Annotated in this window: 12 protein-coding genes; 8 read left to right on the top strand and 4 right to left on the bottom strand. The window is 37.2% G+C overall.

Going from position 1 to position 15,044, the window contains the following annotated elements; genetic code table 11:
* Positions 1-2 precede the first annotated feature (2 nt).
* The 4 genes from ilvN to ACQY1Q_RS03275 form a co-directional block, all read right to left on the bottom strand.
* Positions 3-527: an acetolactate synthase small subunit gene (ilvN, locus tag ACQY1Q_RS03290; RefSeq protein WP_431003861.1), complete on the bottom strand. Its 525-nt coding sequence runs from the start codon at positions 525-527 to the stop codon at positions 3-5.
* A 2-nt stretch (positions 528-529) separates the two neighbouring features.
* Positions 530-2,263 carry a biosynthetic-type acetolactate synthase large subunit gene (ilvB, locus tag ACQY1Q_RS03285; RefSeq protein WP_431003860.1) on the bottom strand — a complete coding sequence of 578 codons (1,734 nt, stop codon included), beginning with the start codon at positions 2,261-2,263 and terminating at the stop codon, positions 530-532.
* 64 nt (positions 2,264-2,327) lie between these two features.
* Positions 2,328-4,004 (bottom strand): dihydroxy-acid dehydratase, encoded by a 1,677-nt coding sequence (gene ilvD / locus ACQY1Q_RS03280; RefSeq protein WP_431003859.1) that lies wholly within the window; start codon positions 4,002-4,004, stop codon positions 2,328-2,330.
* Between the two features lie 3 nt (positions 4,005-4,007).
* Positions 4,008-4,895, bottom strand: a complete 888-nt coding sequence (locus ACQY1Q_RS03275; protein ID WP_431003858.1) for a branched-chain amino acid transaminase — start codon at positions 4,893-4,895, stop codon at positions 4,008-4,010.
* Positions 4,896-5,816: 921 nt separating this feature from the next.
* On the opposite strand from ACQY1Q_RS03275, the gene ACQY1Q_RS03270 reads away from it, so the two are divergent.
* The 8 genes from ACQY1Q_RS03270 to ACQY1Q_RS03235 all read left to right on the top strand — a co-directional run bounded on the left by ACQY1Q_RS03270 (position 5,817) and on the right by ACQY1Q_RS03235 (position 14,531).
* Positions 5,817-6,464, top strand: coding sequence for a GNAT family N-acetyltransferase (locus tag ACQY1Q_RS03270; RefSeq protein ID WP_431003857.1), 648 nt, complete (start codon positions 5,817-5,819; stop codon positions 6,462-6,464).
* A gap of 54 nt (positions 6,465-6,518) precedes the next feature.
* Positions 6,519-7,697, top strand: coding sequence for an argininosuccinate synthase (locus ACQY1Q_RS03265; protein WP_431003856.1), 1,179 nt, complete (start codon positions 6,519-6,521; stop codon positions 7,695-7,697).
* Between the two features lie 384 nt (positions 7,698-8,081).
* Positions 8,082-9,059, top strand: a complete 978-nt coding sequence (argC, locus tag ACQY1Q_RS03260) for an N-acetyl-gamma-glutamyl-phosphate reductase (protein WP_431003855.1) — start codon at positions 8,082-8,084, stop codon at positions 9,057-9,059.
* Between the two features lie 54 nt (positions 9,060-9,113).
* Positions 9,114-9,911, top strand: coding sequence for a pyrroline-5-carboxylate reductase (gene proC / locus ACQY1Q_RS03255; RefSeq protein ID WP_431003854.1), 798 nt, complete (start codon positions 9,114-9,116; stop codon positions 9,909-9,911).
* Positions 9,911-11,041 (top strand): aspartate aminotransferase family protein, encoded by a 1,131-nt coding sequence (locus ACQY1Q_RS03250; protein ID WP_431003853.1) that lies wholly within the window; start codon positions 9,911-9,913, stop codon positions 11,039-11,041. The genes proC and ACQY1Q_RS03250 overlap by 1 nt, the downstream gene beginning before the upstream one ends.
* 308 nt (positions 11,042-11,349) lie before the next feature.
* The gene (locus ACQY1Q_RS03245; protein ID WP_431003852.1) at positions 11,350-12,285 is read left to right on the top strand and encodes an acetylornithine carbamoyltransferase; all 936 of its coding nucleotides are present in this window, start codon (positions 11,350-11,352) and stop codon (positions 12,283-12,285) included.
* Positions 12,286-12,681: 396 nt separating this feature from the next.
* Positions 12,682-13,458 (top strand): acetylglutamate kinase, encoded by a 777-nt coding sequence (gene argB / locus ACQY1Q_RS03240; protein ID WP_431003851.1) that lies wholly within the window; start codon positions 12,682-12,684, stop codon positions 13,456-13,458.
* Positions 13,458-14,531: a M20 family metallo-hydrolase gene (locus tag ACQY1Q_RS03235; protein WP_431003973.1), complete on the top strand. Its 1,074-nt coding sequence runs from the start codon at positions 13,458-13,460 to the stop codon at positions 14,529-14,531. The genes argB and ACQY1Q_RS03235 overlap by 1 nt, the downstream gene beginning before the upstream one ends.
* Positions 14,532-15,044: the final 513 nt, after the last annotated feature.

The following is a 15,044-nucleotide window of genomic DNA, read 5'->3' as shown; positions in this document are numbered from 1 at the left end:
TTTTATTGCCAAGCTTTCAGTAATTCTGAAACTCTCATTTGCGGTTTTGTTATAGCAATTCTACCTGATCGTACAAATTGCATAATACCATGCTTATCTAAAATATGATACAGTTCTTCTACCTCTTCTTTTGAACCTGATTTTTCAAGCACAAAAAAGTCTTTATTTATGTTAATAACTCTTGATTTACTACTGTTAATAACTCGCTGTATTTCATCATTATCAATTAATAAATCAGTACTCAACTTAAACAAGCAAGACTCTTGGTAAATGGTTTCATCATCTTTATGATAAAATGCTTTAATAACCTCTACCTGCTTTTCTATTTGCCCCATTATTTTTTGTACCTGCTCTTCTGTTAACTTTACTAAAAGGGTAAATCTGGATACACTTTTAATTTCTGATTTCGATACGTTGACACTTTCAATATTTATATGTCTTCTTTGAAATATTGACGAAATTCTGTTTAACAACCCTACGTTGTTTTCTGTATATATCGAAATGGTAAATGTTTGTTTATCTTCCATAATTATTCTAATCTTATATCTGAAACTGATGATCCTGTTGGCACCATTGGAAATACATTGTCTTCTTTTTCTACACATACTTCTAAAAAGTAAGCGCTTTCAGACTGCATCATTTCCTGTACTGCATTCGCTAAGTCTTCTCTTTTAGTTACTCTGGTAGCATCGATATGATACCCCTTGGCTATGGTTACAAAATCCGGGTTTACCATTTCTGTAGAAGCATATCGCTTATCAAAAAATAGTTGTTGCCACTGACGCACCATTCCTAAAAACTCGTTATTTAATACCACTATTTTTACTGCTGCTCCGGTTTGTAAAATAGTTCCTAATTCTTGTATCGTCATTTGGTAACCACCGTCACCAATTACCGCCACTACTTGTCTTTCCGGCACTCCCATTTTGGCTCCGATAGCTGCCGGTAAAGCAAACCCCATTGTTCCTAATCCTCCGGAAGTTATATTACTCTTGGTTTGTTTAAATTCTGCATAACGACAGGCAAACATTTGGTGTTGTCCAACATCAGAAACGATTACTGCATTTCCACCAGAAGCTTTATTAATTTCTTTCATTACCTCACCCATGGTTAATCCTTCTTTTTCCGGATACAACACATCTTTGATTACTTTATCAAACTCAACAGCATCTAATCTTCTAAATTCTGCTAACCATTCTTCATGATTGTTTTCATTTATATATGGAAGAATTGCCGCTAAACTTTCTTTTGCATCACCTAACACTGCTACATCTGTAGGTACATTTTTATCAATCTCTGCAGGATCTATTTCAAAATGAACCACTTTTGCCTGCTTTGCATACCTACTTAAATCTCCGGTAACACGATCGTCAAAACGCATTCCTATAGCAATTAACACATCACACTCGTTAGTTAATTTATTAGGACCGTAATTACCGTGCATCCCCACCATTCCTACATTCAACAGATGCGAAGTTGGCAATGCCGACAACCCTAAAATAGTCCAAGCAGATGGCAATCCTGCTTTTTCTATAAAGGCTTTAAACTCTGCTTCTGCTTCTCCAAGAATTACTCCTTGGCCAAAAATCACCATTGGTTTTTTAGCTGCATTAATTACACTTGCCGCCTCACGTAATTTGGTTTCATCTACTTTGGTTTTTGGTGTATAACTTCTTACAGAAGTACATTTTTTATACTCAAAATCAAATTCTTCAAATTGGGCATTTTTGGTAATATCTATTAACACCGGTCCCGGACGCCCTGACTTTGCTATATAGAAAGCCTTTGCCATTATCTCCGGTATTTCACTTGCTTTGGTTATTTGGTAATTCCATTTGGTTACCGGTGTTGAGATCCCAACAATATCTGTTTCCTGAAAAGCATCCGTTCCTAACAAATGTTCTGCTACCTGCCCGGTAATACATACCATTGGAGTAGAATCTATTTGCGCATCAGCTATTCCGGTAATTAAATTGGTAGCTCCAGGTCCGGAAGTAGCAATCGCTACACCTACTTTTCCGGTAACTCGTGCATACCCTTGAGCAGCATGAGTAGCTCCTTGTTCATGCCTGGTTAATACATGATGAATTTTATCTTGATATTTATAAAATTCATCATAAACAGGCATGATAGCTCCTCCGGGATATCCATATAATACATCTACCCCTTCTGCCAACAAACATTTTATAACTGCTTCTGCTCCTGAGATTCTTTCGGTAAGCGTTGCTGTTTCCTGTGTTTTTTCTTGTGTTTTTGTTGCCATTTGATTTGTGATTTTATATCTAGCTTTTGGCTGAAAGCTTTTTGTTTTTTTATCTATTTACTTCTTAAAACTCATCAGTTACACATCCGTTAGATGCTGATGATACTGTTCTTGCATATTTATACAACACGCCTCTTTCTACTTTTAAAGCCGGAGCTATCCAAGCTGCTTTTCTTTTTTGAAGTTCCTCCTCTGAAACTTCTAGGGTTATAGTATTGGTTTCGGCATTTAAGGAAATCATATCACCATCTTTTACTAAGGCAATGGCTCCTCCATCTTGTGCTTCGGGAGTAATATGCCCTACTACAAATCCGTGAGTACCTCCCGAAAAACGACCGTCAGTAATTAAGGCTACATCTTTTCCTAAACCAGCCCCCATAATGGCAGCAGTAGGCTTTAACATTTCCGGCATTCCAGGTCCACCTTTTGGTCCTTCATAACGAATTACCACCACATCTCCTTTTTCTACCTTTCCGTCACGTATGCCATCATTAGCCTCATATTCCCCTTCAAAAACCTTGGCTTTTCCTCTAAAATGCAAACCTTCTTTTCCTGTAATTTTTGCTACGGAACCTTCTTCTGCCAAGTTTCCGTATAACATTCGTAAATGCCCGGTAGCTTTAATAGGCGTCTCTAAAGGTTTTACCACATCTTGACCTTCTGTTAAGCTAGGTACTTCAATTAAGTTTTCTGCTAATGTTTTTCCGGTAACCGTTAAACAATCGCCATGCAACAAGCCTTTTTCTAATAAATATTTTAATACTGCCGGAATTCCTCCTACTCTATGAATGTCTTCCATTAAGTATTTACCACTTGGTTTTAAATCGGCTAAGAAGGGTGTTTCATCTGAAATGCGTTGAAAATCTTGTAAGGTAAATTCCACTTTAGCCGCTTTAGCAATGGCTAAAAAGTGTATAACTGCGTTGGTAGAACCTCCCATTACAGTGACCAATCGAATCGCATTTTCTAAGGATTTTTTAGTAACGATATCTGTTGGTTTAATATCTTTTTCAATAAGTAATCTTACGGCTTCACCCGCTCTAACAGACTCTTCTTCTTTCTCATTACTTATTGCAGGATTCGAAGAATTGTAAGGTAAACTCATCCCTAATGCTTCTATGGCAGATGCCATGGTATTGGCTGTGTACATACCTCCACAAGCTCCTGCTCCCGGACATGCTTTTTCTATTACATTTTGATATTCTTTTTGCGTAATGGTTCCTGCTACTTTCTCTCCCCAAGCTTCAAAGGCAGACACCACGTCTAACTTTTTTCCTTCATGGCATCCTGAAGCAATCGTTCCTCCGTATACTAAAACTGATGGACGGTTTAAACGCAACATAGCCATTAAAGCTCCGGGCATATTTTTATCACACCCTACCACAGTTACCAATCCGTCATACGACATTGCCTGTACTACGGTTTCCATAGAATCGGCAATTACGTCACGAGATGGTAAAGAGAAACGCATTCCCGGTGTTCCCATAGAGATTCCGTCAGAAACCCCAATAGTATTGAATATCAATCCTACTAAATCTGCATTCTGAGTTCCTTGCTTTACTAATTTTGCCAAATCGTTCAAATGCATATTACACGGATTTCCTTCATATCCGGTACTTGCTATACCTACAAAAGGTTTTTTCAAATCCTCATTCGTTAACCCTAAAGCATGTAACATAGCTTGTGCAGCCGGTTGGGTATCGTCTTGAGTTACTCGTTTACTATATTTATTTAACTCCATTTGTTAGTTTGTTAAACAGTGTTTACGAAGCCCTAAAACTTCTTCTTTATATACTTTCATTAATTTACTTCCGTGTGATTGCTCCCATGCTTGTGGAAATTGATACTCGTCTATTGATTGTAAACCAACAACTTCAGCAGCAGTTCCGGTAAAAAAGGCACTATCTGCCTGTTTTAATTCATCAATAGTAAAATGTTTTTCTTCTACCGGGATTCCTTCTTCTTGACATAATTCAATTACCGTAGCTCTGGTAATTCCTGCCATAATATGACCGCGAGGAGGTGTATACAACACCCCTTCTTTCTCCATAAACACATTAGCTCCGGAACATTCTGCCACGTTATTATTCATATCCAATAACAAAGCTTCATCATATCCTGCCTTTTTCACTTCATTACTAGCTAAGATAGAATTGATGTAATGCCCGGTTACTTTGGCTTCTACAAAACAAGATTTTGGATTAGGACGTTGGAAACGTGATGTTTTCACCTTCAACAATTTATCTCCCATCAATTTACCCCATTCCCAACATTGTATGATTAATTCTGAACCTTTAGCTGAAAACACGCCCATATTCTCTCCTGTAACTACTATAGGTCTGATATATGCATCTGCTAAATTGTTTCTTTCTAACAGTTCATAAGTAAGTTCTGTTAACTCTTCTACTGAGTACTTAAATTCTATATCCATTACTTCTGCTCCAAACTTTAAGCGCTCATAATGTTCTTTAGCTTTAAAAATTTTAGTTCCTTCAGAAGTTTTATACGAACGGATTCCTTCAAAAACACCATTCCCATAGTGTAAAGTTTGTCCATAAACACTGGTTGAAGCGTCTTTTGCCTTTACGAATTGTCCGTTGTAAAAAATTAAGGTTTCATCATTATAATACATCTTCTTAGTTGTTTTGTTTTTCGAAATTATTTTAATGTTTTGTTGTTTTTCTTGTATTTATTCTTCTAAAATGATTCTCAGTTTTTATTTTTTTAACATAAACAACTGTTTTTCAGTAATTTATTTTTTACTCATGAATGACAGTCACTTAGCAAAAAAAAGCCTGCATCAAAACATTGATACAGGCTTTTCTTTATACACAATAGCTATCTGCATCAACTCGGTGGTGAGCTAATAATGACAATAATGATGATAACTACGATGTTTAAAAATTGATTCATTTTACGTTTAAATAAAAAAGGCTTCCCGTTTTGGGAAGCCTTTTAAAATTATATATGTTAATTTATAAATATTACTTCCCCTATCCTTGTGAGTAAATCACAACGACAATAATAATAGAAATAATATTTAATACTTGTTTTTTCATTTGACTGCAAATATTTAATTTTTTTTTTATTCTCCAAAATTATTTTTAAAAAAAATATAACGAACACTTCCTTCAAACACTACGTAACCCTCTATATATCTATAAATTATAAAATTATTTTTCTTTTTATGGATATTATTAAAAATTAATTTATAGATTTGCGCCGTCATGCAAACAAGTAAAATATACACTCATATACCCAGTTTGTTAGTGCGGTAATTCTTACCGGCGCTAGCTCTTTCCTTTTTGTAAACTGAGTAATTGTATAATTTTATTTTTTACGTTTTGATTTCAATCATTTATTTTTTTATCGTTTGTAGTTATCATGTTATTATAAATAACACGCAATCTGTATTGTGCCATAACATAATTCGACCTCGCCCGTAAGGGTGTCATTTTTATTTGGAACTCAGGTGTGTCCGGTTCCTACTTCGGAATGTATCGTATAAATTACAAGTAATCATAATATTTCACTTATTTAATAGTAGACAACAATGAAAATTGTTATTGCCAACACATCACATAGCTCTTATGCGCAAATTATATGCAGCACTATTGAAGAAGCAGCTAAAAAGAGAGGTACCGGTATTGCTAAACGCGACCCTAACTACGTTATTTCAAAAATGCAACAAGGTAATGCTGTTATTGCTTTAGATGGCGATAAATTTGCCGGCTTTTGTTATATCGAATCTTGGGAACACGGAAAATTTGTGGCTAACTCAGGACTTATTGTACATCCTGATTACCAAGGAATGGGACTTGCTAAAAAAATAAAAGAGCACATCTTTAACTTATCAAGAACTAAGTTTCCTGATGCTAAAATTTTTAGTATTACTACCGGTTTAGCCGTTATTAAAATGAATAGTAACCTTGGGTATAAACCGGTTACTTTTTCTGAATTAACCGAAGATCCTTCTTTTTGGAAAGGCTGCCAGACCTGTATAAACTATGATATTTTACAAAGAACACAACAAAAAATGTGTTTGTGTACCGGTATGCTATACGATCCGAAAGCAAAGACAGAAAAGGTAAAGGTTAAAGAGAAAGTTTTTCAACGATTAAAAAGAATTAAAGAAAGTATCTATTTAAAAAAAGAGAAACCTTCTACTGATGGATTTAACAAGCCAAAATTGGCTCCTTAGTAATAAAGGAAATCCACAACAAACCTAATTAATTCACTAAAAAAGAAACTCAACATGAAAAAACTGGTAATTGCTTATAGTGGCGGATTAGATACTTCGTATTGCGCGGTAAGCTTATCAAAACAAGGATATGAAGTTCATGCGGTTAGTGTAAACACCGGCGGATTTTCTTCCGAAGAAATTAAAAGAATTGAACACAATGCATACACCATGGGTGTGGCTACCTATAAAAACATCAATGCAGTAACTGATTATTACAACAAAGTAATTAAGTACTTAATTTTTGGTAACGTGTTAAAAAACAACACCTATCCGCTTTCAGTAAGTGCTGAAAGAATTATACAGGCCATTGAGATAGTAAACTACGCTAAAAGCATAGGTGCTAGCTATATAGCTCATGGTAGTACAGGTGCCGGGAACGATCAGGTGCGATTTGATATGATTTTTCAAACGATTGCTCCTGAAATTGAAATCATAACGCCTATTAGAGATTTACAACTTTCAAGACAGGAAGAAATTGAATACTTAAAAAGTAACGGAATTGATTTGTCTTGGGAAAAAGCTAAATATTCTGTCAACAAAGGCTTATGGGGAACCAGTGTGGGAGGTGAAGAAACTTTAACTTCAGAACATCCGTTACCGGAACACGCCTATCCTTCGCAAGTAACTAAAACGGCTCCGGAACAAGTAAAACTTTCTTTTCTTAAGGGAGAATTAATCGCTGTTAATGACGATGAAAAAGCTCCTGAACAAAATATTGAGCAACTGAATGCCTTAGCTTCTAAATTCGGAATTGGTAGAGATATTCACGTAGGCGACACTATTGTAGGTATTAAAGGAAGAGTTGGCTTTGAGGCGGCAGCGGCGTTAATCACAATTAAAGCGCACCATTTGTTAGAGAAACACACCTTAACTAAATGGCAATTGCAACACAAAGAGTATTTGGCTAGTTTTTACGGGATGCATTTGCATGAAGGTCAATATTTAGATCCTGTGATGAGAGATATGGAAGCTTTCTTTGCTAATAGCCAAGCAAAGGTAACCGGCGATGTATTTGTAACGCTAAAACCATATCACTTTACTTTAGACGGAATTGATTCTCCTCACGATTTAATGAATGCCAAATTTGGTAGTTACGGTGAAATGAACAAAGGATGGACCGCTGAAGATGCTAAAGGGTTTATTAAGTTATTAGGAAATCAGAATAAGATATATCAACAGGTGAATCAGTAGACAGTGAGCAGTGAACAGTAAAAAATGAACAGATTGCCACGTTTCACTCGCAATGACGTGCCATAACGAGGAGCAGTCATTGAGCCTTTCAGCTTCGCTCAAGGTAAACTCAAAAGTCGAAATGAGCGACGTGGTTATCTCATAAAAAGAAATACTATTCTTAGCAGATTGCTTCACTTTGGCTCGCAATGACAACACATAATATAATGGATATAGAATTTTGTTAGTCTAAATACTAAATATAAATAACCAAAAAACAGGTTGCCACGTTTCACTCGCAATGACGTGTCATAACGAGGAGCGATAGCAACGTGGTTATCCTGAAAAACGGATAACAAAACAAACAACAAACAAATCTCACTTAGTGAGCAAACAACAAACAATATGATACAAGTAGGAATCATTGGAGGGGCGGGATATACCGCAGGAGAATTAATCAGACTTTTATTACAACATCCAAAAGCGGCTATTAATTTTGTGTACAGCACTTCTAATGCAGGTAACAAAATAGCGAATGTGCATCAGGATTTAGTGGGGAGTACCGATTTAACCTTTACCAATGAAATCAACACTTCTGTAGATGTTTTATTCTTATGCTTAGGACACGGACATTCTAAACAGTTTTTAGAAACACATACCTTTTCAAATCATACAAAAATTATTGATTTAGGGAATGATTTTAGACTGGAAGCAGACAGCACTTTTCAAGGGAAAGAGTTTGTATATGGGTTACCGGAATTCCAAAAAGAAGCCATTCAACAGGCATCTTATATTGCCAATCCGGGATGTTTTGCTACCGCTATCCAATTAGCTTTATTACCGTTAGCTAACGCGGGCTTGTTACAAGAGGATGTGCATATCAATGCAGTAACCGGAGCTACCGGAGCGGGAACTTCGTTATCGGCTACCACGCATTATACATGGAGAGATAACAATTTTTCGTACTATAAACCTTTTACGCATCAGCATTTAGGAGAAATCAATCAAACTTTGCATACTCTTCAAAACAGTTTTGACAATGATGTGTGGTTTATGCCTAACAGAGGAAATTTTTCCAGAGGTATTTATGCTACGTTGTACACCCATTTTGAAGGAACTTTAGAAGAAGCCACACAACTCTATACTGAGTATTACAAAGAGGCTGTTTTTACGCATGTAACAGACCAAGAGTTGCATTTAAAACAAGTAGTTAATACCAATAAGTGTTTACTTCATGTACACAAACACGGTAATAAATTACTTATTACCAGTGTAATTGACAATTTATTAAAAGGAGCTTCCGGACAGGCGATTCAGAATATGAACCTGATGTTTGGCTTTCAGGAAGATACTGGATTGCAACTAAAAGCAACCTATTTCTAATAGTTACAAAGAGATTAACGAGCAACAACACAACATACAATCAAAGCTTTCCAGATGAACATAGCAATTATAGGAACAGGAAATTTAGGTAAATCCATTGCAAAAGGATTGATACAGCACAACTCGTTTACACAACTTTTCTTAACGAAAAGAAATACGGATGAACTCAATGAGTTTAAAAGTCTCTCAAATGTTTTCATCAGTACCAACAACGAGGAAGCCATTGCGCAATCAGACATCATTATTTTTGCGGTGCAACCCAGACACTTTGAGGGAGTTTTAAAAGAAACCGCCTCGGTACTTACGGAAAAGCATATCTTAATTTCTACCATTACCGGATTTTCCATAGACAAAATAGAAAACCTTATTGGAGCTGACGCTATTATTATGAGAGCGATGCCGAATACGGCTATTGCTGTGGGCAAATCTATGACCTGTATTTGCAGCAATGCTCAAGGAAAAGCGCACCTGCAAACCGCAACCACTATTTTCAATCAATTAGGTACTTCTATGGTGATTCCTGAAAGCCAAATGCAGGCAGCTACCGTAGTATGTGCAAGCGGTATTGCCTTTTGGATGCGTCTGATACGTGCCACTACACAGGCGGCGATTCAGCTAGGTTTTGATGCTAAAGAAGCACAAGAACTAGCCATGCACACCAGTGAAGGCGCTGCCAATTTATTAATTGCCACAGGAAATCATCCTGAAGAAGAAATAGACAAAGTAACCACTCCTAAAGGCTGTACTATTGAAGGTTTGAATGAAATGGAACACAAAGGTTTAAGTGCCGCTTTAATACAGGGAATGGTTGCTTCATTCAACAAAATTAACACCATAAAAAAAGAAAACTAATGAGTTTATTTGACGTATATCCTCTATATGATATTACACCGGTAACTGCCAACGACGTATATGTTTATGACGATAAAGGCACGCAATATTTAGATTTATATGGCGGACACGCTGTAATCTCTATCGGGCACTCACACCCTACGTATGTAAAAAATGTGAGCGAGCAAGTAAGTAAGCTAGGTTTTTACAGCAATGCCATTCAAAATCCGTTACAGGTAGCATTGGCTGACCAACTAGAAAAACTATCGGGTTGTAAAGACTATCAGTTATTCTTATGTAATTCGGGAGCTGAGGCTAATGAGAATGCTTTAAAACTAGCTTCTTTTCACACGGGCAAACAAAAAGTAATCGCTTTTAAAAACTCGTTTCACGGGCGTACTTCTGCGGCAGTAGCAGCTACTGATAATCCTAAAATCATAGCTCCTATCAATGCACAACAAGAAGTTATCTTTTTAGAGTTTGAAGACTTAGAAGGTGTTGAAAAGGCTCTTCAAAATAATGATGTTTGCGCTATTATTATTGAAACCATTCAGGGTATTGGTGGCTTAGACGAAGCATCTACCGCTTTTTATAAAGGATTGGAAACCTTGTGCCAACAATACAACACTGTACTGATTGCAGATGAAATTCAGTGCGGATTTGGTAGAACGGGTGATTTCTTTGCTTTTCAAAAACATGGCATTACGCCACATATTATTTCTATGGCTAAAGGAATGGGGAACGGGTTTCCTATTGGCGGTATTTTAATTCACCCAAGCATTCAAGCTTCTCACGGATTGTTGGGTACTACCTTTGGTGGTAACCATTTAGCCTGTGCGGCATCTTTAGCGGTACTTGATACCATAGAAAAAGAACAGTTGATGAAGAATGTACAAGAGGTTTCTGCTTACTTTATTGAGCAAGTTTCCACCATTCCGCAACTAAAAGCTATAAAAGGTAGAGGCTTAATGTTAGGCTTAGAATTTGATTTTCCTATTGCCAACTTAAGAAAATCATTATTATTCAACGAGCATGTATTTACAGGAAGTGCTAAAAGTCCTAACCTATTGAGAATTTTGCCGTCGTTAACCTTACAAAAGGAGCATGTAGATGCTTTTATCATCGCACTAAAAAAAGAACTTAAAAATTAATTCATGCTGAATAGTTCGTTTTTATAAGATAACCACGTCGCTATCGCTCCTCGTTATGACGATAGTGCGAGTCTTTCAACTGTAGTTCAAGATAGACTTAAGCCTGGCATCTAATAAGTAACAACTCAAAACAAACAACCTATGCAACACCATCAAGTTAAACTAAAATCGCGGAAAAACGCATTCTATATAACACCTCCACAAATACAAATGAAACATATAAACAACCTTATTACCAATCCCGAATCATCTGGGTGACGTAATACCAAAATATAGATTGCTAAAGAGGCAATCATCCATACAAAACCATGAAAAAATATACCGCTATCAACGATATTGAGAATCTTTCAGATACCATACAAAAGGCAATTCAGTTAAAAAAGAACCCGTATCAATGTACGCATATAGGGCAACACAAAACCTTAGTTATGCTGTTCTTTAACGCTAGTTTGCGTACCAGATTAAGTACTGAAAAAGCTGCGAAAAACCTAGGAATGCAAGTAAGTGTATTAAACGTTACCAATGCTTGGAACATGGAGTTTGAAGATGGTGCTGTGATGAACTTAAACACTTCTGAACACATTAAAGAAGCAGCCAAAGTAATTTCTCAATATGCCGATATTATTGCGGTAAGGGCATTCCCTACCCTAGAGGACAAAGAAAAAGACAGAGCCGAAACCGTGCTGAACAGTTTTGTAAAATACGCCACCGTGCCTATTGTAAATATGGAAAGTGCTACCGACCATCCGCTACAAGCGTTGGCAGATGCCATTACCATTACAGAAACTAAAACGGTAGCCAAACCTAAGGTAGTGCTGTCATGGGCACCGCACCCGAAGGCATTGCCGCACTCGGTAGCCAATGCTTTTATACACTTAATGCACAGAATGGAGGTAGATTTTGTCATTACTCATCCAAAAGGATATGAGCTAGATCCGGAAATCACGAAACAGTTCCCTATTGAATATGACCAACAGAAAGCTTTTGAAAATGCCGATTTCATCTATGCTAAAAACTGGAGTTCTTTTAATGACTATGGTAACATATTGAACGAAGACCCTAACTGGATGATTACGCAAGAAAAAATAGGTGCTGCTAAATTTATGCACTGCCTGCCCATCAGAAGAAATGTAGTAGCAGAAGATGCGGTTTTAGATGGCGATAATGCATTGGTGATAGAACAAGCCAATAACAGAACTTTTGCAGCTCAGATAGTATTGCAGGAGATATTAACACATTTGTAATATAACAATGTAGCAATGGAACAATAATCTTATTATTTAATTAATTGATAATAACTGTTGAATACAAAAAACCAATTATAGCAATGAAAACCGTCTATACTAAGAAATAACGAATGAAAAAGCGGAAGTGCTAAGCGTAGCTTTAAGCATGAAGCTTTGAAAATGAGTGGTGCGTAGCAATTTCCTATGTATAGACTTGATTTTTTGGTTCGTTTTTTATCAAGAAAAAATGAACAAGCTATTATAAGTAACAATAATTAACAAGATGGTAACAAGTAACCTTTATGAGATAACCACGTCGCTATCGCTCCTCGTTATGACGACATTGCGAGCAAAGCGCAGCAATCTCTTAAAACACACACTAACAACCAACAACGAATAACCAGCAACCAATAAATGAAAACCATAAAGATTGTTAAAATAGGCGGAAACATTATTAACAACGAAAAAGCGTTGAACAGTTTCTTGGCAGACTTCGCTCAGCTAGAAGGACCGAAGGTATTGGTTCATGGTGGAGGGAAATTAGCTTCTGAATTGGCCAGCCAACTCAACATTCCGGTAACCATGATTGAGGGCAGACGTGTAACGGATACACAAACCTTAGACGTAATTACTATGGTATATGCCGGAAAAATCAACAAACAAATTGTTGCTCAGTTACAAGCCTACAATGCCAATGCCATAGGCTTTACCGGAGCAGACGGAAACACCATTGTATCAGTAAAACGTCCTGCAAAACCTATTGATTACGGATTTGCCGGAGATGTAGTAAAGGTAAACCCTGAGCTTCCTGCCCTATTAATCAATCATGGGGTAACCCCTGTATTTTGTGCAATTACGCATGATGCAAACGGACAATTACTCAATACCAATGCCGATACCATAGCCTCGGAAATTGCCATCGGTTTATCGGCACACTTTAGTACTGAGCTCTATTACTGCTTTGAAAAACCGGGCGTGTTAACCGACGTTAACAACGATGATTCGGTACTAGAGCACATTAATACCCAAACCTATACAGAATTAAAAGCAAACGGTGTTATTTTTGAAGGAATGATTCCTAAATTAGACAACTGTTTTCATGCCTTACAACACCACGTACACAAAGTACATATAGGCAATACAGACATGGTATTCAACCCAACAAACAAACACACCTCATTAGCCTTATGATGATACAAGAACTTACCATAAAAGCCATTACCTTACTAAAAAACCTGATAGAAACGCCTTCTTTTTCTTCGGAAGAAGACCTTACGGCGCAACTGTTAGAAAACTGGTTTCAGGAATACAACATACCCTATACCCGAACACAAAACAATGTATGGTCTATCAATCAATATTTTGATGATAGCAAACCTACATTGTTACTCAACTCACATCACGATACCGTAAAACCGAACAACGGATATACCAAAGATCCGTTTAAAGCTATGGTAGAAGATGGAAAACTCTACGGATTGGGAAGTAACGATGCCGGAGGCTGTTTGGTTTCGTTATTAGCAACCTACACCTATTTTTATGCACAAGAAAACCTACAATACAACTTGGTATTTGCAGGAACTGCAGAAGAAGAAAGTAGCGGCCCTAACGGGTTAAACGGATTGCTAAAAACCTTACCCAAGATTGACGTGGCTATTGTAGGAGAGCCTACGTTAATGAATTTAGCCATTGCCGAAAAAGGCTTGGTAGTATTTGATGCCGAAGTAAGCGGAACTCCTAGCCATGCTGCACACCCGAATCACGATAACGCAATTTATAATACGATTGAAGTATTGCAATGGTTTAAAGATATTACGTTTGAAAAAACGTCGGAAACCTTAGGAGACGTCAAACTCACCGTAACACAAATCAATGCCGGAAAGCAGCACAATGCCATACCCGCAGAAGTAAAATTAGTAGTAGATGTTCGTGTAAACGACCAATATACCAATCAGGAAGTAAGCGACTTTTTACAGGAACACGCTCCATGTAAAATTGAGCCAAGAGGGTTACATTTAAACTCCTCTTCTATTCCGGTAACCCATCCGCTGGTACAAGCAGGCATTGCCTTAGGAAGAGAAACCTATGGTTCTCCTACCCTATCCGACCAAGCCGTGTTGAGTTGTCCGTCGTTAAAACTAGGTCCCGGAGACAGTACCCGCTCCCATACCGCTGATGAGTTTATTTATCTGCAAGAAATTGAAGAAGGGATTGCGTTGTATATAGCGTTGTTGGAGAAGGTATTAAAAGGAGTTAGGAATTAGTAAACCGTCATAACGAGGAGCGAAAGCGACGTGGTTATCTTATAAAGGAATTAGGGATTAGGAATCAAGAATTGGTAAACCGTCATTCCGAACGATAGAGAGGAATCTCAATAAAAATGAGTAACAAGCATTCTTTAGACCTCTCACATAGGTTCGAGGTGACGTAGCAAACCGTCATAACGAGGAGCGAGAGCGACGTGGTTATCTCATGAAGAGAAGCACTAACCTCAAACAGATTGCCACGCTTCGCTCGCAATGACGACATATAATAGATTTAGAATTTTGTTAGCTTATGTATTACAAACTTAATGAGAACAAAGAAACAAGAAAAGAGAAACAAGGCATCTTTACTCTAACAGCAAAGCGGTCTATTCTCTTGACTCTAAAATTACCGTCATAACGAGGAGCCATAGCGACGTGGTTATCTCATGAAGAAAAGCACTAACCTCAAACAGATTGCCACGCTTCGCTCGCAATGACGACATATAATAGATTTAGAATTTTGTTAGCTTA

The sequence above is a fragment of the Tenacibaculum sp. TC6 genome (assembly GCF_050606265.1).
Taxonomy (GTDB): domain Bacteria; phylum Bacteroidota; class Bacteroidia; order Flavobacteriales; family Flavobacteriaceae; genus Polaribacter.
The sequence above is the reverse complement of the archived record's forward strand: the minus strand, read 5'-3'. Positions and strand labels throughout refer to the sequence as shown.

What these genes read in the sequence shown, in the direction of transcription:
- proC (WP_431003854.1), top strand. Translation starts at nt 9,114, where the DNA reads ATGAACATAGCAATTATAGGAACAGGAAATTTAGGTAAATCCATTGCA.
- ACQY1Q_RS03265 (WP_431003856.1), top strand. Translation starts at nt 6,519, where the DNA reads ATGAAAAAACTGGTAATTGCTTATAGTGGCGGATTAGATACTTCGTAT.
- argC (WP_431003855.1), top strand. Translation starts at nt 8,082, where the DNA reads ATGATACAAGTAGGAATCATTGGAGGGGCGGGATATACCGCAGGAGAA.
- ACQY1Q_RS03275 (WP_431003858.1), bottom strand. Translation starts at nt 4,895, where the DNA reads ATGTATTATAATGATGAAACCTTAATTTTTTACAACGGACAATTCGTA.
- ilvD (WP_431003859.1), bottom strand. Translation starts at nt 4,004, where the DNA reads ATGGAGTTAAATAAATATAGTAAACGAGTAACTCAAGACGATACCCAA.
- ACQY1Q_RS03270 (WP_431003857.1), top strand. Translation starts at nt 5,817, where the DNA reads ATGAAAATTGTTATTGCCAACACATCACATAGCTCTTATGCGCAAATT.
- argB (WP_431003851.1), top strand. Translation starts at nt 12,682, where the DNA reads ATGAAAACCATAAAGATTGTTAAAATAGGCGGAAACATTATTAACAAC.
- ACQY1Q_RS03235 (WP_431003973.1), top strand. Translation starts at nt 13,458, where the DNA reads ATGATACAAGAACTTACCATAAAAGCCATTACCTTACTAAAAAACCTG.
- ACQY1Q_RS03245 (WP_431003852.1), top strand. Translation starts at nt 11,350, where the DNA reads ATGAAAAAATATACCGCTATCAACGATATTGAGAATCTTTCAGATACC.
- ilvB (WP_431003860.1), bottom strand. Translation starts at nt 2,263, where the DNA reads ATGGCAACAAAAACACAAGAAAAAACACAGGAAACAGCAACGCTTACC.
- ACQY1Q_RS03250 (WP_431003853.1), top strand. Translation starts at nt 9,911, where the DNA reads ATGAGTTTATTTGACGTATATCCTCTATATGATATTACACCGGTAACT.
- ilvN (WP_431003861.1), bottom strand. Translation starts at nt 527, where the DNA reads ATGGAAGATAAACAAACATTTACCATTTCGATATATACAGAAAACAAC.